Below are 18553 nucleotides of genomic sequence, written 5' to 3' on the forward strand. Positions count from 1 at the left end.
AATCGCTACCAGAAGTCGCAAAAGATCCATATTGTTAATCCCATTTGACAGGTATAACTGGGCCATCTGTACAAAATATGGCCTGCGCAGATTTTGCACAGGAACCCGAAAAATACCGGCATTTCATGAAGGTGGCATTAAACCTTTGTCACAGCTGTATTCATGACCGCCAGGGGCACTCTATCCTTGAGCGCATTCTGACGACCCGTGAGGAACTATGCTGTTGCACTGGCATTACACGCTGACACCATTTCGACCACTCGCCTGCGCGCTCGCGCTGGCCGTGCCTGCGTTCGTGCAGGCTGAAACCTCCGCGACCGACAGCGAGAAGAGCCCGGAGACCCGGATCGCCGTCCTCGCCGAGGACGAGAGTGTTGAAGACGTCGAGCAATCCCGTCCGCGTGAGACCGGGGATGCCGCCCCGAACGCGTCCGAAACCGCCAGCGCTAGTGCAAGCGGGCCCAAGGCGGCTGACTCTGCGGAACCCAAATCCAAGAAAGTGGCGCCCAACATCGACCTGAAGGAGGTCGCCCCCGCCCCGGAGCCGACGCCGCAATCCGCTCCGGCGACGCCGGCGACCGCCGCTGAACCGGCTGCCGATGCCGAACCGGCCGTGGTCACCACGCCAACCGAGGACAGCGAGATCCGCCTTGGCGAGGAAACGGGGGGCACGGTAGCCAGGGAGCCCGCCGTTCAGCCGGCCGAAAGTTTTACCCTGTTGGACACCGAGATTCTGCCCAGCACCTCTACCCGACTGGCCTGGTCTCCGGGCATCCAGATTGCCGGGCTGTCCCAACCGACCCCGGTGCTGGTGGTGAACGGCGCCAACGCCGGCCCAACCCTGTGCCTGACCGGTGCAATCCACGGTGACGAACTGAACGGCATCGAGATCATCCGGCGCACCATGTACGACCTCGATCCGGAGAAACTGTCCGGCCGGGTCGTCGGCATCCCGATCGTGAACCTGCCCGGTTTCCAGCAGGGCAGCCGGTATCTGCCGGATCGTCGTGACCTCAACCGGCATTTTCCGGGCAGCCCCGACGGCAGCCTGGCGGACCGCATTGCCCACTCGCTGTTCGAGAACATCATCCGCCGCTGTAACATGCTGGTGGACATTCATACCGGCTCCCTGAAGCGGACCAACCTGCCGCAACTGCGGGCCGACATGAACAATCCGGACGTCGCCACCTTTACCCAGGGCTTTGACCGCATGGCGGTGGTGCACAGTACCGGCTCCCCGGGCATGCTTCGCAGCGCCGCGGTAGAGGCCGGCATCACCACGGTCACCATGGAGGCGGGCGAATCCCACCGCATCCAGGAGCACCAGATCGAGGCCGGCGTGAACAGTCTCACCAGCCTGATGGAACGCCAGGGCATGATTTCCCGCATGTTCGTCTGGGGCGACCCTGAGCCGGTCTATTACGATTCCGACTGGATCCGGGCCCAGCATGGGGGCATCCTGTTCAGTGAAGTGGACCTGGGCGCCCGCGTGTCCGAGGGCGAAATTCTCGGCTACGTGGCCGATCCGATTACCAACGCCCAGTACCCGATCCGCTCCAGCAGTAACGGCCGGATCATCGGTATGGCGGTGGACCAGGTGGTGATGGCGGGCTTCGCCGCCTACCACATTGGTACGGAGGCAGAAGTTCCGGGAGAGTAGTATCCTGTGCGTTTTCCTGACCACACCCGAGGATTGAGTACGAGTGTCTTCAGAAAACGCCGGACCGTTATCCCGCATCCCGGGCCTCGCCTACGTCGGGCTGGTGCTTACGCCCCTGTTCTGGGCCGGCAACGCCGTGGTGGCCCGGGGCACGGTGGAGAGTATCCCGCCGCTGTCCATGTCGTTCTGGCGTTGGGTCATCGCGCTGGCCATCCTGCTGCCCCTGGGCTTGCCGGGCGTCTGGCGCCACCGGCAGATCATCCGGGACCGGCTCGGATCAATGCTGGCGCTTGCGACCTTCAGTGTCGGTGCGTTCAACTCCCTGCTCTACTTCGCCGCCACCAGCACCACGGCCACCAACATTGCCCTGATCAACGCCACCATTCCGATCTTTGTCGCCCTGATGTCCTGGATCCTGCTTGGCGATCGGACCCGTCCCCTGCAGGCGCTCGGCATTGTGCTGGCGGTCATGGGCATTTTGACCGTCGTGGCCCAGGGTGATATCACGGTGCTGACCGGACTCCGGGCCCAGCCGGGGGACCTGATCATGGTGGCCGCGGTCTTTAGCTGGGGGCTGTTTTCGGTGCTACTGCGGCGCCAGGCGGTGCCCCTGCCGGCACTGACCTTCCTGACCACGCAGGTCCTGCTGGGCACCCTGGTCATCCTGCCCTTCTACCTGACTGATCTGATGTTCTTCTCTGGCGGCTTCGAACTCTCCGGCAACACCTTGCTTCCGTTGCTCTATTTCGCCATCTTCCCCGGCATTCTGGCCTATGGCTTCTGGAACCACGGTGTTCACGCCATCGGCCCGTCAAAAGCGGCAATATTCATGTACCTGACGCCCGTCTTCGCGTCGGTTCTCGCTGGCATTTTCCTTGAGGAATCGCTGGGCCTATTCCATGTTGTCGGCGGACTGCTTATTCTGGCAGGTCTGGTGCTGGCAACCCGGGCCGGTCGGCAGGCGACGACCTATCGCGAGTCGAGCTGAGACAAGGAGACCCTTATGTTTAGCAAACGTAATTCACATCCGTTCGTTTCTTTGCTGTTGCTTCTGGTGGGTCTGGGTCTGACCACCACGGCACTCGCCAAACCCTGCGACCCGGACGAGTCGGGCTGGCTGCCCAGCCGCTATTACACCGCCGGGGCCGCGGTGTTCTATGAAGGCCAGTGGTTCGAAGCCCGGCAGATCAGCGAAGGCAAGGAACCCGGGATCAGCTTCGACTGGAAGGAGCTGGATGAAGCGCCGGAATGCGACGCCGAACAGAGAGCCAAACAGAAAGCGGCGGAAGAAACGACCGTGCCCCCGGTGGCCGACCCGACATCCTCGGACGGGGACGAGCCCACCGTGTGTGAGCGGCCCGAACAATGGCGCTTTGCCGAGAGTTACATCGTCGGCAGCCTGGCCACACACGGCGGCATGGTGTGGGAGGCCATTCGGCCCACGTCGGGCGATATGCCGGGCATGACCGAGCCTCCCCGGTGGCGCGAGGTGGAGGACCACTGTTCGCTGAAACAGATGCTGTCCCCGGAAACCCAGTAAGTCAGGCGCGCGCGCCCAGGGCGGTTTCCATCCGCTCCAACACCTCCGCCAGCACCGCGCGGGGGCAGCCAATGTTCAGCCGCATGAAACCGGAACCCGGGTCGCCGAAGCTCAGCCCCGGGTTCATGCCGACGCCCACCTCCTGAACAAAGAACCGCTTGAGCTCGGTGTCTGTCATGCCGAGCTCGCGGCAATCCAGCCACATCAGGTAGGTCGCCTCGGGCGCCGAGACCCTGATGCCGGGCAGGCGACGGTTGACTGCCTCCTCCACGTAATCGCGGTTCGCCTGCAGATAGCCCCTCAGCTCATCCAGCCAGGCGCCACCCTCTCGGTAGCCCGCCTCGAACCCGGCCACGCTGAACGGGTTGCACTGGGTCATATGCAGGGTCTGGAAGACGGCTTTCATGGCCGCGCGACGGTCCGCATCGGGGATCACGAGGGCCGACAAGCCCAGCCCCGGCATGTTGAAGCTCTTGCTGGGCGCGATCGCGGTGACCAGCGCGTCATCGGGCTCTGCCAACGTCGCCAGGACCGTATGTCGCGGGCCGTCATCAAAGGTCAGGTCGCAGTGGATCTCGTCCGACAGCACCACCAGGCCGTGCTTTCGGGCAATGGCCAGGACCGCCTGTAATTCGTCCGCACTCCAGACCCGGCCCACCGGGTTGTGGGGCGAACACAGCATCAACACCCGGGCATCGGCCCGGGCCGCACACTGCTCCAGGTGTTCCAGATCCATGCGGTAGCGACCCGGGCCGGACCCGTCTCCCTCCTCCAGCATCAGCGGATTCTCGATTACCGTTCGACCGCTCTGGCGAACCGAACTGAAAAACGGCGGATACACCGGTGGCTGGATGATCACCCCGTTGCCCGGCTCGGCGTAAGCCATGCAGGCGGCGTGGAGCGAGGGCACCACGCCCGGCGCCATCAGGATCCAGTCCCGCTCGATGTCCCAGCCATGGCGGCTGTGAAACCAGTCGATCATGGCCTGGAAGAGGCTGTCCGGGAACAGGGTATAGCCGTACACCGGGTGCCGGGCACGTTCCACCAGGGCGCGGGTAACGGCCTCCGGGGCGGCAAAGTCCATGTCCGCGACCCAGACCGGAATCACATCCTCACGGCCGAACACCGCCTTGCGGGCATCGAATTTCACCGAACAGGTGTGGTCACGGGCAACGGGCTGATCGAACGGACTGGTCACAAACTACTCCCTGACAGGCGGTCATCGCTTACTGTATTGGCCCGTATTGTGGGGCCAGGGTCCGGCCACCGCAACCGGGGCCCGGACGGCAGGGGCCTTCTGCTTTGGTCGAACACCGTTGAATAGTGCTTGCCCAGACAGCCCGATACTTGCGAACCTAACAGTTTATCCAATGGACCACCGTCACGCTCGTCGGAGCTTTGCATGATTGCCCAGATTCTTTCCACGATGTTGCCGGTTTTTGTGATTGCTGGCTGTGGGGCTCTCTACGGCCGCTATCGCACCCCCGACATCCAGGGCCTGAACATTCTCAACATGGAGCTGTTCGTGCCCATGCTGGTGTTCGCGGTACTGGCCGACCAGCAGGCGCCGCTGCAGGAATACGCCCGCCTGGCCCTCGCCGCAACCGTGGTGGTGCTGGGGTCCGGCATCGTTCTGTACCCGCTGGCCAGGGTACTGAAGCTGAACCTGAAAACCTTCCTGCCACCGATGATGTTCAACAACTCCGGCAACATGGGCATTCCGTTGCTGGTGCTGGCCTTCGGCGATGCCGCGCTGCCGGCGGCGGTGGTCCTGTTCATTGTCGAGATGCTGCTGCATTTCTCGGTTGGGCTGTACATGCTCGACCCCCATACCTCGATCGTCCAGCGCCTGAAGCTGCCCATTGTCTTCGCCAGTATCGCCGGCCTGGCAGTCAACCTTGGTGGCGTTCCCCTGCCGGCATGGTTGCTGGAAACCCTGAACATGCTCGGGGGCGTGTGCATTCCACTCATGCTGTTCGCCCTGGGTGTGCGGATGCTGGATGTCGATTTCAGTGACTGGAAGCTGGGAATGCTCGGTGCCATCGCCTGCCCCGCCAGCGGCCTGATCCTGGCCTGGCCGATGATCGAACTCCTCGACCTGCCCGGTCTTCAGGTGGCCGCGCTCTGGGTCTTCGCCGCCCTGCCGCCAGCGGTGCTCAACTACATGGTCGCGGAGCAATACCGCCAGGAACCGCACAAGGTCGCTTCGCTGGTGCTGCTCGGTAACCTGGGCAGCCTGGTGGTCATGCCCATTGTCCTGGGCCTGGTGTTCGCCGAGGGCTATATCTAGGGTAGGTCTGCCATGTCCGAAACCGGCGCGATCGTCCGGGCTTCCCGTCCGAATTTCCTGATTCTGGCGCCCCTGTGCGCGGGCCTGGGCATGGCCATCGCCTCGCACCAGGGCGTTCAGACCGCGGTGCTCGATGTCGTTCTGGTTTTCCTCGGGGCTGTGCTGGCCCACGCCGCGGTGAATCTGTTCAACGAACACCAGGACTTCGTCTCCGGGCTTGACCTGATTACCCGGCGCACGCCCTTCTCCGGCGGCAGCGGCGCCCTGCCCGAGGCACCCTCCGCGGCTACCGGGGTGCTGGCGACGGCCGTGACCACACTGGGTTTGGTGATTGCCATTGGCGGGTATTTCGTCTGGCAGCGCGGCGTGCCCATGTTGATGGTTGGCGTCGCCGGGCTGCTGCTTATCCTGACCTACACCCGGTGGATCACCCGGTCACCCCTGCTGTGCCTGTTGGCACCCGGACTGGGCTTTGGCCCGGTGATGGTCCTGGGCACGGTGATTGCGCTCGGTGCCCGGATCGATACCACCACCCTTGTGGTCTCACTGATCAGCCTGTTTCTGGCCAGCGAACTGCTGCTGATCAACCAGATTCCGGACGCCGACGCAGACCGAACCGTCGGTCGCCGACACCTGGTCATCACTTGCGGCCCCCGGGCCGCCGCCCGCCTTGTAGCGGCCTTGCTGGCCGGCAGCCAGCTGATCCTGCTGACCGGCTGGTGGCTGGGCTGGTTGCCCACAGGCACTGCCCTGGCCCTGCTGTCGGCCCCCCTGATGCTCTGGATCGGCCTAAACCTGCCCCAGGCCCTGACCCGACCCAAACGCCTGAACCTTATCCTGGGCGCCAATGTCGTCGGTTTGCTGGCCACCCTGGCGCTTCTGGTCATCGGCCTGCTGGTCTGAGCGTCGACCTGCTCCTTCCTGACGGCGCTCGACGGGGCCTCTTCCGCCATGCCACTTCCCGGCATTACCGTCGTATTACTTTTCTGCGAGACCGGTGCCAGCTTGCAACTGCTGGAAGTTTGACCGATGGTTAACTACAAATCTGGTTGATTTTATTCATGATATGGAGGTCTCCCCCATGAGTGTTCTGTTCCTTCTGATCAGTGGCCTGGTGCTGATCTACCTCGGCATCGGCGGCACCACCGCCGCCGCCATCCTGACCATTGCCACGGTGGTGGGCCTCTTCCAGGACCACTGGCACCTCCTGAGCATCCTGTTCGGGGGCGCGCTGCTGGCCCTCTCCCTGATGCTGGTACTGCCCGGGGACCTCCGCCTCAACAAGCTCAGCCGCCCGCTCCTGGGCTGGGTGCGAAGCCGGCTGCCCAGCCTGTCGGACACCGAGGCGGAAGCCCTGAAATCCGGTTCTGTCGACTGGGATGGCGAGCTGTTTTCCGGAAAGCCCGAGTGGAACAAACTGCTTGATGCCCAGCCGGCCCATCTGACCAGCGAGGAACAGGCCTTTCTGGATGGGCCCGTGGAGAAGCTCTGCGCCATGCTGGACGACTGGAAAATCACCCACGAACAGTACGACCTGCCCGACAAGGTCTGGAAGTTCATCCGGGAAAAGGGTTTCTTCGGGCTGGTGATTCCGAAGGAAAACGGCGGCCTCGGGTTTTCCAACACTGCCCACTCCGAAATCGTGATGAAAATCTCCACCCGCAGTGTCTCGGCGGCGGTCACCGTCATGGTGCCCAACTCCCTGGGGCCGGGCGAGCTGCTGATGCACTATGGTACCGACGAGCAGAAGCATCATTACCTGCCCCGACTCGCCAAGGGCGAGGACATTCCCTGCTTTGCCCTGACCTCGCCGGTGGCCGGTTCGGACGCGGGTGCCATCCCTGACAAGGGCATCGTCTGCAAGGGCGAGTGGAACGGCAAGGAAGTACTCGGGCTGAAGGTGACCTGGAACAAGCGCTACATCACGCTGGCGCCGGTGGCGACGCTGATCGGGCTCGCCATCAAGGTCTACGATCCGGACAAGCTGCTTGGCGGCAGCGACGACATCGGCGTGACCTGCGTCATGGTGCCCCGTGAGACCGAGGGCGTAAACGCCGGTGCCCGGCACCTGCCGATGAACACCGTGTTCATGAACGGGCCGACCTGGGGCACCGAAGTCTTCATCCCCATGGAGCAGGTGATCGGTGGCCAGGAGATGCTCGGCAAGGGCTGGACCATGCTGCTGGAGTGCCTGTCCATTGGCCGCTCCATCTCCCTGCCCGCGCTGGGCACCGGGGCGGGCAAGGTCGCCAGCCTGGCGACCGGCTCCTACGCCTACACCCGGGAGCAGTTCGGTCGCTCCATCAGCCAGTTCGAAGGTGTTCAGGAGGCGCTGGAACCTATCGCCGGCTACACCTACATGATGGATGCCGCGCGCCTGCTGACGTCCGGCATGCTGGACCGGGGCGTGCGCCCATCGGTGCCATCGGCGGTCCTGAAATACCGCAACACCGACCTGATGCGCGAAGTGATCAACCACGCCATGGACGTGGTCGCAGGCCGGGGGGTGATCACCGGCCCCCGCAACTTCCTCGCACGGGCCTATCAGGCCGTGCCCATCGGCATTACCGTCGAAGGTGCGAACATCCTGACCCGCAGCCTGATGATCTTCGGCCAGGGCGCCATTCGTTGCCACCCGTTCATCGTCGAGGAGATCGAAGCCGCGGGTATGGAAGACCAGGAAGCGGCCGTCCGGAAATTCGATGGCATCTTCTACCGGCACCTGGCTCACACCACCCGCAACGCCTTACGGTCGCTGGTGCTCGGCCTGTCCGGTGGCTGGCTCGAATCGGTTCCCAGGCAGGGCAACATTCAGTCGAGTTACCGCCAGCTGGCCCGGTTTTCGGCCGCCTTTGCCCTGATGACCGACGTCACCCTGCTGACGGTCGGTGGCGGGCTCAAGGCCCGGCAGCGCCTGTCAGGCCGGATGGCCGACTGCCTGACCCACCTCTACTACGCCACGGCCGTGATCAAGCAGTGGCATGAAGAGGGCTACCCGGACGATCAGCGACCGCTGGTGGAGTGGAGTCTGCAGACCTGTCTGCGGGACCTGCAGGCGTCTATGCGCGAAGCCATCATCAACTTCCCGGTGGTGGCGCTTCGCTGGCCGTTGCGCATTCTCGTATTCCCATTGGGCGCAACCGGCCTGAATGGTCCGAATGACAAGCTCGGCACCGCCGTCGCCAACAGCATCGTCAAAGACACGCCACTGCGTCAGCGCATCAGCCGTGGCAGCTACATAAACACCGATCCAGACGATCCACTGGGCCGTGTGCTGAATGCTTATCGTCTCGCCAATGAAACCCACGAAATGCGCGACCGGCTGCACGAAGCCATGCGCAACCGGGACGAAGACGAGCTGGGCGGAATCGATCTGCTGATGGGTCATCAGCGCAAAGAGCTGGTGGACTGGGCCTGTGCCGAGGGCGTGGTGAAGGAAGAGGAATGTGACAAGTTGCTGGAAGCCCTGACCGCGCTGTACGACGTGATCCGCGTGGACGCGTTCGAAGGCGAGGGGCTGAAGGCGTTGTCCCGCTGCGCCAAGGGCAAGCGCAAAGTGGTCGAACGGCCAGCCCGGGACTAGCAGGAGCGAACGACCGGGCCAGCCTGACTGGCCCGGTTACTCAGACACTCACTGATCGAGAATGTCGATGATTTCCCGGGTGTCCTTGATGATCGTGTAGACCCGGTCCTCGATTTCCACCCGCTGGCGATGGCCATCGATGTCGTAGATGTTGCCATAGCGCAGCAAATCCCGATCGAAATGATCCCCTTCGTGGTAGTTGAGCTTCTCCTGCCAACCCGGCGGAAGCGGCTGGCCCCGCTCAACCTTCTTTTGCAGGCCTGGCGGCAGCTGTTCACCCTCAGGCGACTTGGCCATGACCGGCGCCGCGCCAATCATCAGCCCCAGCAGGGCACCCATCAGAATGGATTTCTTCATCTACCAACTCCTTACATCTGGCACTTGCGATACATTAACGTGGCTCGGACTCTACTCACGTTCACGCTCATTCATACCCAAAGGTTCCGGGCAATCGGCCGTCACTCGCCCCGCAGACCGCCCCGGATCGCTTCATCCACCAGCCAGCGCCGGAGCAACTGCAGCCCGCGCTCACGGCGCCTGCTGGTTTTCCAGGCAAAGTAGAACCGGTCGCCGGTCATCACCGGATGGCACGGCAGGCGCACAAAATCCTCCGAATCCTTGCGGGTGCTGAGCATGTAGTCATTGGTCAGCACGATGCCCTGGTGGAACCGGGCCGCTTCCAGCGCCAGCAACATGTGACTGAAATGCTGGATGCTCGCGTCGGCCGGAATCCGCTGGTCAACCGCCCGATACCAGGCGTCCCAGTCCCCCGCCGCCTTCTCGAAGATGCTGTGGGTCGACAACAGCGGGAACCGGGACACCTCCTCCACTGACAGGGGCAGGTCATCGGCATCCGGCCCTTCCCGACCCAGCTCCCGACGGATTTTCTGCCAGTAATCCTGACTGCAGACCGGGAACAGTCGCTCCACATACAGCAGTTCGTAACTGTAGGCCGACGAGCCCTTGTGGATGGTGATGAAGCAGTCTGCCACCCGGTCCGACAGCACCGGGCTTTCGATACTCATTTCCAGGGCCAGCTCCACCTGGGGATGCAGCCGCTGCAGATCCGGCAGTCGGGGCACCAGCCAGCGGACGGCAAAGGAACTGAACACCGACAACCGCAGCCGCGATTCTTCATGGCCCAACAGCTGTTCACTGGCCCGCTCGATCTGCAACAGCGCCGAACTGATGCCGTCCAGGTACTGACGGCCCTCGTCCGTCAGCGTGAGGGTTCGGCCACTGCGCCAGAACAGCTTCTCTCCGAGATAGGTTTCCAGCTGTTTGATCTGGTGACTGACCGCACTCTGGCTCACCGCCAGCTCCTCAGCAGCCAATGAAAAGCTGTTGAGTCGGGCGACGGCCTCGAAGACCGGCAGGGATTTCAGGGGTGGCAGCTTCATTATCTATTTTTCTAATAGCGCAAGAATAAACATCATTTTATCGGATATTAACACGTCATTAGAATGCCTCCTAACTGCTGAGGGTGCCCCGTGAGCCACCCTTTTCAAAACTGAGCGGAGCCAGGGATGGCGGCGCCCAAGCGCCCCATGGATGGGCCGAAGGAGCGTGTTTTGAGAAGGGAGGTTCTCGGGGCGCGAACTCCAAACACCGGACCTATGGGGGGTCAAATTATGTCAGGCAAAACCGTCAACAGTGCCATTCTTCTGCTGGTGATCGGCAACGCCATGGCGCTGATCTCCGATGTCTTTATCAAGCTGCTGGAGCCGGGTGCACCGGTGTTCCAGTTCGCGTTCCTGCGCTGCGTGATCACCCTGCTGTTCCTGCTGCCCCTGGCCGGGCAACTGGACCGCAAGCGGCTGTTCGCCGGCTTCAGAATTCACGCCTTCCGGGCCCATATCCACCTGGCGGGGATACTGTGCATGGTCATCGCCCTGGGGAACCTGCCGCTGGCCACGGCCAACGCCGTCTTCTACGCCGCGCCCATCCTGGTGATGGTGCTGTCCGTCTTCCTGTTCCGGGAGCGGCTGACCCCGCTGAGCGTGAGCGCCGTATTCAGTGGCTTTGCCGGCATCGTGGTTATCCTGCGGCCGGTGGAATTCAACTGGGCGGCGGTGGCGGCCCTGGGGTCGGCCTTTGCGCTGGCCATCAACGCGGTGATGGTCCGCCAACTGCCCAAGAAACAGTCCACCGTGCACAAGCTGTTCTTGAACTACCTGCTGATCCTGCCCGCGGCCGGTGCCCTGGCCTGGTGGGAGGGCGCGGCCTGGGATTCCGGGATACTGATCAGCGCGCTGGGGTCATCCCTGTTCATCCTGGGCTACAACATCACCGTGTTGCTGGCCTACCAGCAGGTGGATGCCAACCAGGTCACCAGCGCCGAATACACCGGCCTGATCTGGGCGGTGGGTATTGGCTGGGTTGGCTTTGGCGAGGTTCCGGATGCCTGGTTCCTGGCCGGCAGCCTGATGATTGTGGTGCCGCTGATCCTGATCGGATTGCGGCACCGTCGCAGGGAGCCGGCCCGAGGCTTCAACGGTGGGAAGGTTCAATTAGCTCACGAGTATTGTGAATGATCCGCGCAACCCGGTACTCCGGGGGAACGTAGCCATCAAAGCCGATATGAACCCGGTACTCCCGGTGATGGTGTCGCCGGTCGTGCCGATCGTGCCGGTGGTCCCGGTGGTAATCCCGATAGGAGTGGCGGTGCCGGTCGCGGTAATGGTGGTCACGATCGTAACGGGAGTAATGGTCGCGGTGGGGCTTGTGATACTTGCGTTTGTGTTTGTCCTTGTAGCGACGATCCCGGTCGTGATGGTCGCGGCGGTAGTGGGCCTGCAGGAACTCTTTCTTCTGGTGCCCGGGAGGCATCGCCTTGCCCCGGTCCAGCTGGTTCTGGATACCCGGCGGGTGACCACCGCCCCGGTGTCCGTCTGCGTACACCGGCGCGGCACTCATCAGCAGGGCGGCAACGCAGCTTCCAATCAGTAATCGTTTCATGGCGATTCTCCTGTCCTTCAGGAAACGGAATGGTCAGGCAGACACTCCGCCTGCACCTCCTGAATCCAGACTATCGAACCGGGCGGGAAAGTCAGCCGCCAGCGGCCGGCTTTGCACGAACTTTACGGAAGTTGCGGTGGACTTTACGTTTCCGGACGCTTAGCTGTCGCGATCAGCGTCAGAACGCAGGTGGGTTTCGATCGCAAAGGTATGCGGGCACACGTCTCCGAGCATCCGAAGTGACTCCGCCAGACGCAGCAGGTATTCCGAGTTTGGTCCGCTCGGTCCAACGGCTCCGGCGATCTGACGGGCAATCTCGGCGTCCGGGGCGTGGCCGAGGAAGGCCTCGTTGTCTTCCGTCGCAATGTACACCAGGCCTTCGGCGTGGCTGCCGTCCTCAAAGGTCATGGTGGTGGCGAACCGCAGGTAGCCGTTCTTCTCACGCACATCCAGGTGTTCGAACACCGCCGGCGACACCCGGTACGCCATTCCCTTGCAGGCGGCTCCCGGGCTCTCGATCAACGTGACCACCCGGCCCGGCGCCTCAGGAGTGCCCCGGTGATCGTGGGACCCCTGCCAGAACCGGCGTTCCCAGCCCTGAATGCGGGCCGGGCGCTGCTCCAGGAAGGGAAAGTCCACTTTGTAGATCAGTGACCCGTAGCCGAACAGCCAGATCGAGGACACGCCCTCGAAGTTCTGACGGGTTCGGTTGTGTTCGATGGTGTTGGCGGCCATACAGCTCTCTGGCTAGAACGTCGGGGGAATGCCCGAATACTCTATGTGGCGGCGATAAAACCCGCAATACCCGTCAGCACGATTTCCGCCGCCATCGCCGACAGGATCAGGCCACTGATCTTGGACAGGATATTCAGGCCGGTTTTGCCCAGGGCCCGTTCCAGGTAGCCGGACAAGCGCAACAGGATCGCCAGTATCAGCAGACCGGACACCAGCCCCAGCAGCCCTCCGGCCACCTCCGGCACGGATTTGAGTTCCGCCCCGTACACCAGGATGGCACCGATGGTCGCGGGACCGATCATCACCGGAATGGCCAGGGGCACCACCGCAATGTCGTCCCGGTCCTCCTCGGGCAGGCCGGTGGCATGGTTGCGGGTACCGCTGGTGACCAGGCTGATGGCGGTCAGGAACAGCAGGGTGCCGGCACCGATCCGGAAGGAGTTGAGCGTGATGCCTACGGCGCTGAACAACAGCGGGCCGGCAAAGAACAGCACCAGGCCCAGCACGAAGGCCGAAATGCAGGCGCGCCGGATGATCGAGGCCTTCTCTGCCGCCGGCAGACCGCGGGTGAGGGCCAGGAACATGGTGACCACAAAGAAAGGCGCCAGCAGGAACAGAAAGCGAACCGTGCTGCTGATGAAGGTTGAGAAAAAGGTTTCAAGCATTCGGGACATTCCGGCGGTTGATGAACGGCGGCAAGTCTAGTCGCCCCAAGGATTTTTTGCCGTAAGGAAGAGGACGTATTCCAGCCCCGGTCAGCGGTCTTGGCGGACAAAAACCCAGTTGGTGGCGACGTTGTCACACACAATAATGTCCCGGTTGATGTCATCGCACAGGGTCAGGGTATCCGGCAGCTCGGAATGGTAGCGCGCCTTCACCGCAAGGCTCTGTTTGTCCTGTTTCAACAGCTGGAAGGTCTGTTCCATGCGGTCGGCGAAATTGACACCGCCAGCCTCCAGGGTCTGGAACGCATTGTAGAAGGCGGTGAAACTCATAGTGTTGGCGCCGAGACCGATCTCCACCATCTTGGGAATGTAGCGGTCGTAGGCATCGGACAGGTAGCGCCGGACGGCCGTTTCGTTGGTTCGATCACCCTCCCACGCACGCAGGCCGAGGCGATTGTCGGGCGCCAGCACCCCGGGGGCCAACTCGCGGTTTGGCCGGTTCGGGACCAGCTCGAACGTCCGGTCCGGACACAGGATCCGCTCGCCACTCAGGCGACAGTCAGACAGCCCGGCCGCCCGCACGGGTTGCGTTTCTGCCGGCTCGGGCGCCGGTTCGGTGGTCGTGGCCTCGACCGATGGCTTCGAGCGCTCCGGGGTGCGGCCGGCATCGGGCACCTGGAGGCCAAGTCTCCGCGCCGGGCCCCGAAGCAGCAACGCCTGGACCTGTGGCTCATTGCGCCGGAAATCGGCCTGTGACGGCAACCCCCGCCCCGCACCTTCGGCCATCACCTCACAATAGAGCCGCTCCAGATCCGTCCGGGCACTCTGCAGACAGCTCTCGTCCGCGACCGCCGGCTGGCCGGTCAGGCCGAACAGCAGGGCCCATGTGAGTGCCACCTTACGAATCATCGCGCTGCCCCAGCACAACCCGGGCCATCAGATCCTCAATTCGCCGGATGGTCGCTTCGTCGCCTTTCTTACCGGTCAGCACGACCTGGGAGCCAATGGTCGCAACGTAGAGCAGCAAGGAGAGATCCCGCACGTGCTGGGGGTCACTGCTCATGCGGCCAAACAGGGTGCAGTTCTGATTGATGCGGGCGGCGTCCACCTGGGTGACCAACTCCGCCGCGTACTCATTGCGCCGGGCAAAATCCCGCACCGCCAACTCCACCTGCAGGCGGCGGATGTTGCGGGAGGCATCGGTCAGCAGCAGTTCCAGAATCTGACGCAGTTCGGTCTCCACGTCACCGCCTTTCGGCTTCCAGTACTGCAATTCATGCAGGCGCCGGTCGCGCCAGCGATCGAGAAAACTGATGACCAGATCCTCATGGTCGCGAAAGTGCCAGTAGAAACTGCCGCGGGTCACGCCCAGCTTCTTGGCCAGCGTCAGCACCCGCAGCTGACTGAAACCACCGGCAGCCACCTCGCCCGCGGCGGCATCGAGCCAGTCATCACGGGTGAGTTGATTCTTCTCCGAGGCGTTTCGACCGCGGCGCTTGGGGGTCTGTGCTTGGTTCATTCCGGCATCGAGTCCTGCTCTGGTCGGCGTTGCATCTGCATTCTACATGAACTGGAACGGCTGCACTGAAACCGTTGACCACGTCAAAAACATACATTAGTGTATGGACCAACAATACACCAGTGTATGGAGATTTCAAGACATCGCTCCGTGCACCTCCGATCACACCGATGTCCGTACCAGGGAGCTGCCACATGAGTACCGCCCACTACGATGTACACGGCCACACCGCCGTCATTCGCCTCGATAATCCGCCCGTTAACGGCCTGGGCCTGGCCCTTCGCAAGGGCATTGTTGATGGCATCCAGAAAGCCGAAGCGGACGATGCCGTGAAAGCCGTGGTGCTGATCGGTTCCGACCGCGCCTTCTCCGGCGGCGCCGACATCAGTGAGTTCGGCACCAACAAGGCCATGGCCGAGCCGATCCTGACCACCGTGATCAACTACGTGGAAAGCAGTCGCAAACCGGTCATCGCCGCCATCAGCGGTGCCTGCATGGGTGGCGGCCTGGAGCTGGCCCTCGGCTGCCATTACCGCATCGCCAAGCCGGACGCCCAGATCGCCCTGCCGGAAGTCAAACTGGGCCTGCTGCCCGGTGCCGGCGGCACCCAGCGCCTGCCCCGGGTGATCGGCGCCGAGCACGCCCTGAACATGATCGTGTCTGGCAGCGTGGTTCCAGCCAAGCAGTTCAAAGGCAGTGCGCTGTTTGACGAGATCGTTGACGGCGAGCTGTTCGACGCCGCGGTCGCTTACGCCACCAAGGTGGTCAGCGAGAACCTGCCGCTGAAAAAAGTGCGTGACCTGAAAGCCAAGCACGCGAATCCTGAGGGCTTCTTCATGTTCACCCGCAATACGGTGGGTGCCATGGCCAAGAACTACCCCGCCCCGCTGAAGTGCGTCGATGCCGTGAAGGCCGCCGTGACCATGCCCTTCGACAAGGGCATGGAGGTTGAGCGCGAAGCCTTTGTGAACCTGATGCAGACCCCGGAATCCCGCGCCCTGCGCCACGCGTTCTTCTCCGAGCGCCTGACCAGCAAGATCGCCGACGTGCCCTCCGACACCCCGGTACGCGACATCCAGTCCGTGGGCGTGATCGGTGGCGGCACCATGGGCACCGGCATCAGCATTAACTTCCTGAACGCGGGTATCCCGGTCACCCTGGTGGAAATGAAGCAGGAAGGCCTGGACCGCGGTGTGGCCGCCATTCAAAAGGTCTATGAAGGCCGGGTGAAAAAAGGCCGCATGAGTGAAGACGATGCCAAGGCGAAAATGGAACTGCTCACCCCGTCGCTCAGTTACGACGATCTGAGCAACGTCGATCTGGTGATCGAAGCGGTGTTCGAGGAAATGGGTGTGAAGCAGTCGGTGTTCGAGAAGCTGGACGAGGTGTGCAAGCCCGGCGCCATCCTGGCCTCCAATACCTCCACCCTGGATCTGGACAAGATCGCCAGCTTTACCAAGCGTCCGGAAGACGTCATCGGCCTGCACTTCTTCAGCCCGGCCAACATCATGAAGCTGCTGGAAGTGGTGCGCGGTGAGAAGACCGCCAAAGACGTCCTGGCCACCGCCATGAAACTGGCCAAGGCGATCAAGAAGACCGCTGTGGTCTCCGGCGTGTGCGACGGCTTTATCGGCAACCGCATGATCAACCAGTACCAGCGCGAAGCCCTGCTGATGCTCGAAGAAGGCGCCAGCGTGCAGCAGATCGACAAGGCCATCGAGAAATTCGGCTTTGCCATGGGCCCGCTGCGCATGGCCGACCTGGCCGGCGGCGACATCGGCTGGGCCATCCGCAAGCGTCAGTACCAGGAAAACCCGGACATGGTGAAGATGGTCGTCGCCGACCGTCTGTGTGAGATGGGCCGCTATGGCCAGAAGACCGGTGCCGGTTTCTACCGTTACGAACCGGGCAACCGCAACGCCCTGCACGATCCGGACGTGGACAAGGTGGTGGACGAAGTCCGCGCCGAGTTGGGCATCACCCCGCGCAAGATCAGCAACCAGGAAATCGTCGAACGCTGCGTGTACGCGCTGGTGAACGAAGGCGCCCAGATTCTCGATGAAGGCATTGCCCAGCGCGCCTCCGACATCGACATGGTCTACCTGACCGGTTACGGCTTCCCGGTGTTCCGCGGCGGCCCCATGCACTACGCCGAGGAAGTCGGACTGCCCAACGTGGTTCGCGCGATGCAGGCCTTCACCGAAGACCGCCATACCCAGCCCGGATTCTGGAAGCCTGCGGCCCTGCTGGCCAAGCGCGCCGAGGAAGGCAAGGATTTCGATAGCAAATAACCGGTCCACGAATTTATTCGGAGAATTATTATGTCCAATGACGTTGTCATCGTATCCACCGCCCGTACGCCCCTGGCCAAATCCTGGCGCGGCGGCCTGAACATGACCCACGGTGCGACCCTGGCCGGCCACGCGATCCAGCACGCGGTTGAGCGCTCCAAGGTCGACCCAAACGAGATCGAAGACGTGCTGATGGGCTGTGCCCTGCCCGAAGGCTCCACCGGCAACGACGTCGCCCGCATGGGCGCGATCCGCGCTGGCCTGCCGGTCTCCGTGGCCGGCGCCACCATCAACCGCTTCTGCTCGTCCGGCCTGCAAGCCATCGCCATGGCCGCCCAGCATATTGCTGTGGATAAAGTGCCGGTGATGGTCGCCGGCGGTGTGGAATCCATCTCCACCGTGCAGGCGAACGTGAACCAGAACTACTTCATGGAGCCCTGGCTGGCGAAGCACAAGCCTGAACTCTACTGGTCCATGCTCGACACCGCCGAAACCGTGGCCAAGCGCTACGAGATCAAGAAAGAAGACATGGACGAGTACGGGGTCCGCAGCCAGACGCTGGCCGCGCAGGCCCGCGAAGACGGCAAGTTCGACGACGAAATCGTGCCGATTACCACCACCATGGGTGTCGCGGACAAGGCCACCGGCCAGCTAAGCAGCCAGGAAGTCACCATCAGCCAGGACGAAGGCATCCGCCCGGGCACCAACCTCGAGGGCGTGAGCAAAATCCGCTCGGCGATGGAGGGTGGCGTGGTCACCGCCGGCAACGCCAGTCAGTTCTCCGACGGCGCCTCTGCCTGCGTGCTGATGGACGGCAAACTGGCGGAGCAGCGCGGTGTTGCCCCATTGGGCATCTTCCGGGGCTTTGCCGTCGCCGGTTGTGAGCCCGATGAAATGGGCATCGGCCCGGTGTTCGCCGTGCCCAAACTGCTCAAGCGCGCCGGCCTGACCGTCGACGACATCGGCCTGTGGGAATTGAACGAAGCCTTTGCGGTTCAGGTTCTGTACTGCCAGCGCAAGCTGGGCATTCCGATGGACCGCCTGAACGTCAACGGCGGCGCCATCGCGGTTGGCCACCCTTATGGCACCACCGGCTCCCGTCTGGTTGGTCACGCGCTGATCGAAGGCAAGCGTCGGGGTGTTAAGTACGTTGTGGTGACCATGTGCGTGGGCACGGGTATGGGTGCTGCGGGCTTGTTCGAGGTTGCCTGATTTATTGGCCTGAGACATTGGGGTAGCGCCTGTCAGGTAAGGGTGTCCAGAACTCGCGCCTTCGGCACCACCCCCAAGGCTAAGACCCAGCGGTAAGAAT

General features: G+C 62.9%; 17 protein-coding genes. 9 read left to right on the forward strand and 8 right to left on the reverse strand.

Translation table 11 applies throughout. The features are described 5' to 3' along the window. The first annotated feature begins 223 nt into the window (after positions 1-223). The 3 genes from KXD86_RS10615 to KXD86_RS10625 are packed head-to-tail and all read left to right on the forward strand — an operon-like array spanning position 224 to position 3200. Positions 224-1660 carry a succinylglutamate desuccinylase/aspartoacylase family protein gene (locus KXD86_RS10615; RefSeq protein ID WP_228739367.1) on the forward strand — a complete coding sequence of 479 codons (1437 nt, stop codon included), beginning with the start codon at positions 224-226 and terminating at the stop codon, positions 1658-1660. Positions 1661-1703: 43 nt separating this feature from the next. Further along, complete coding sequence (locus tag KXD86_RS10620; RefSeq protein WP_218635993.1) at positions 1704-2648, forward strand: DMT family transporter; 945 nt, start codon at positions 1704-1706, stop codon at positions 2646-2648. A 15-nt stretch (positions 2649-2663) separates the two neighbouring features. Further along, positions 2664-3200 (forward strand): carbohydrate-binding protein, encoded by a 537-nt coding sequence (locus KXD86_RS10625; RefSeq protein ID WP_218635994.1) that lies wholly within the window; start codon positions 2664-2666, stop codon positions 3198-3200. A gap of 1 nt (position 3201) precedes the next feature. Here the strand turns inward: KXD86_RS10625 and KXD86_RS10630 are convergent, their stop codons facing one another. Further along, entirely contained in the window at positions 3202-4398 is a 1197-nt protein-coding gene (locus KXD86_RS10630; protein ID WP_218635995.1) for a MalY/PatB family protein, read from the reverse strand. 204 nt (positions 4399-4602) lie between these two features. Here KXD86_RS10630 and KXD86_RS10635 point away from each other — a divergent pair, with 204 nt between their 5' ends. The 3 genes from KXD86_RS10635 to KXD86_RS10645 all read left to right on the forward strand — a co-directional run bounded on the left by KXD86_RS10635 (position 4603) and on the right by KXD86_RS10645 (position 9073). Beyond that, positions 4603-5490 (forward strand): AEC family transporter, encoded by an 888-nt coding sequence (locus tag KXD86_RS10635; RefSeq protein WP_218635996.1) that lies wholly within the window; start codon positions 4603-4605, stop codon positions 5488-5490. A 12-nt stretch (positions 5491-5502) separates the two neighbouring features. Then, a complete protein-coding gene (locus KXD86_RS10640; RefSeq protein ID WP_218635997.1) occupies positions 5503-6393 on the forward strand; it encodes a prenyltransferase in 891 nt (296 codons plus the stop codon). A gap of 178 nt (positions 6394-6571) precedes the next feature. After that, positions 6572-9073, forward strand: coding sequence for an acyl-CoA dehydrogenase (locus KXD86_RS10645; RefSeq protein WP_218635998.1), 2502 nt, complete (start codon positions 6572-6574; stop codon positions 9071-9073). A 48-nt stretch (positions 9074-9121) separates the two neighbouring features. Here the strand turns inward: KXD86_RS10645 and KXD86_RS10650 are convergent, their stop codons facing one another. After that, on the reverse strand, positions 9122-9430 hold the full coding sequence (locus KXD86_RS10650; protein ID WP_218635999.1) for a hypothetical protein: 309 nt from the start codon (positions 9428-9430) through the stop codon (positions 9122-9124). 101 nt (positions 9431-9531) lie between these two features. Further along, a complete protein-coding gene (locus KXD86_RS10655) occupies positions 9532-10473 on the reverse strand; it encodes a LysR family transcriptional regulator (protein ID WP_218636000.1) in 942 nt (313 codons plus the stop codon). Positions 10474-10704: 231 nt separating this feature from the next. Here KXD86_RS10655 and KXD86_RS10660 point away from each other — a divergent pair, with 231 nt between their 5' ends. Then, complete coding sequence (locus KXD86_RS10660; RefSeq protein WP_218636001.1) at positions 10705-11607, forward strand: DMT family transporter; 903 nt, start codon at positions 10705-10707, stop codon at positions 11605-11607. On the opposite strand, the gene KXD86_RS10665 is transcribed toward KXD86_RS10660, so the two are convergent. The 5 genes from KXD86_RS10665 to KXD86_RS10685 form a co-directional block, all read right to left on the reverse strand. After that, positions 11564-12031 (reverse strand): hypothetical protein, encoded by a 468-nt coding sequence (locus KXD86_RS10665; protein WP_218636002.1) that lies wholly within the window; start codon positions 12029-12031, stop codon positions 11564-11566. The two genes, KXD86_RS10660 and KXD86_RS10665, sit on opposite strands and share 44 nt — an antisense overlap. 159 nt (positions 12032-12190) lie before the next feature. After that, the gene (locus KXD86_RS10670) at positions 12191-12766 is read right to left on the reverse strand and encodes a gamma-glutamylcyclotransferase (RefSeq protein ID WP_218636003.1); all 576 of its coding nucleotides are present in this window, start codon (positions 12764-12766) and stop codon (positions 12191-12193) included. A 41-nt stretch (positions 12767-12807) separates the two neighbouring features. Then, positions 12808-13431, reverse strand: coding sequence for a MarC family protein (locus KXD86_RS10675; protein ID WP_218636004.1), 624 nt, complete (start codon positions 13429-13431; stop codon positions 12808-12810). 90 nt (positions 13432-13521) lie between these two features. Continuing rightward, positions 13522-14328, reverse strand: a complete 807-nt coding sequence (locus KXD86_RS10680) for a hypothetical protein (RefSeq protein WP_312846279.1) — start codon at positions 14326-14328, stop codon at positions 13522-13524. Between the two features lies 1 nt (position 14329). After that, on the reverse strand, positions 14330-14950 hold the full coding sequence (locus tag KXD86_RS10685) for a TetR/AcrR family transcriptional regulator (protein WP_218636005.1): 621 nt from the start codon (positions 14948-14950) through the stop codon (positions 14330-14332). A 194-nt stretch (positions 14951-15144) separates the two neighbouring features. Here KXD86_RS10685 and KXD86_RS10690 point away from each other — a divergent pair, with 194 nt between their 5' ends. Together KXD86_RS10690 and KXD86_RS10695 are read left to right on the forward strand one after the other, a co-directional pair. Beyond that, entirely contained in the window at positions 15145-17241 is a 2097-nt protein-coding gene (locus KXD86_RS10690) for a 3-hydroxyacyl-CoA dehydrogenase NAD-binding domain-containing protein (RefSeq protein ID WP_218636006.1), read from the forward strand. A gap of 30 nt (positions 17242-17271) precedes the next feature. Then, entirely contained in the window at positions 17272-18453 is a 1182-nt protein-coding gene (locus KXD86_RS10695; protein ID WP_218636007.1) for an acetyl-CoA C-acyltransferase, read from the forward strand. Positions 18454-18553 lie beyond the last annotated feature (100 nt).

It is taken from the genome of Marinobacter arenosus (assembly GCF_019264345.1).
GTDB lineage: Bacteria > Pseudomonadota > Gammaproteobacteria > Pseudomonadales > Oleiphilaceae > Marinobacter > Marinobacter arenosus.

What these genes read in the sequence shown, in the direction of transcription:
- KXD86_RS10695 (WP_218636007.1), top strand. Translation starts at nt 17,272, where the DNA reads ATGTCCAATGACGTTGTCATCGTATCCACCGCCCGTACGCCCCTGGCC.
- KXD86_RS10675 (WP_218636004.1), bottom strand. Translation starts at nt 13,431, where the DNA reads ATGCTTGAAACCTTTTTCTCAACCTTCATCAGCAGCACGGTTCGCTTT.
- KXD86_RS10670 (WP_218636003.1), bottom strand. Translation starts at nt 12,766, where the DNA reads ATGGCCGCCAACACCATCGAACACAACCGAACCCGTCAGAACTTCGAG.
- KXD86_RS10640 (WP_218635997.1), top strand. Translation starts at nt 5,503, where the DNA reads ATGTCCGAAACCGGCGCGATCGTCCGGGCTTCCCGTCCGAATTTCCTG.
- KXD86_RS10690 (WP_218636006.1), top strand. Translation starts at nt 15,145, where the DNA reads ATGAGTACCGCCCACTACGATGTACACGGCCACACCGCCGTCATTCGC.
- KXD86_RS10685 (WP_218636005.1), bottom strand. Translation starts at nt 14,950, where the DNA reads ATGAACCAAGCACAGACCCCCAAGCGCCGCGGTCGAAACGCCTCGGAG.
- KXD86_RS10625 (WP_218635994.1), top strand. Translation starts at nt 2,664, where the DNA reads ATGTTTAGCAAACGTAATTCACATCCGTTCGTTTCTTTGCTGTTGCTT.
- KXD86_RS10650 (WP_218635999.1), bottom strand. Translation starts at nt 9,430, where the DNA reads ATGAAGAAATCCATTCTGATGGGTGCCCTGCTGGGGCTGATGATTGGC.
- KXD86_RS10665 (WP_218636002.1), bottom strand. Translation starts at nt 12,031, where the DNA reads ATGAAACGATTACTGATTGGAAGCTGCGTTGCCGCCCTGCTGATGAGT.
- KXD86_RS10660 (WP_218636001.1), top strand. Translation starts at nt 10,705, where the DNA reads ATGTCAGGCAAAACCGTCAACAGTGCCATTCTTCTGCTGGTGATCGGC.
- KXD86_RS10645 (WP_218635998.1), top strand. Translation starts at nt 6,572, where the DNA reads ATGAGTGTTCTGTTCCTTCTGATCAGTGGCCTGGTGCTGATCTACCTC.
- KXD86_RS10655 (WP_218636000.1), bottom strand. Translation starts at nt 10,473, where the DNA reads ATGAAGCTGCCACCCCTGAAATCCCTGCCGGTCTTCGAGGCCGTCGCC.
- KXD86_RS10635 (WP_218635996.1), top strand. Translation starts at nt 4,603, where the DNA reads ATGATTGCCCAGATTCTTTCCACGATGTTGCCGGTTTTTGTGATTGCT.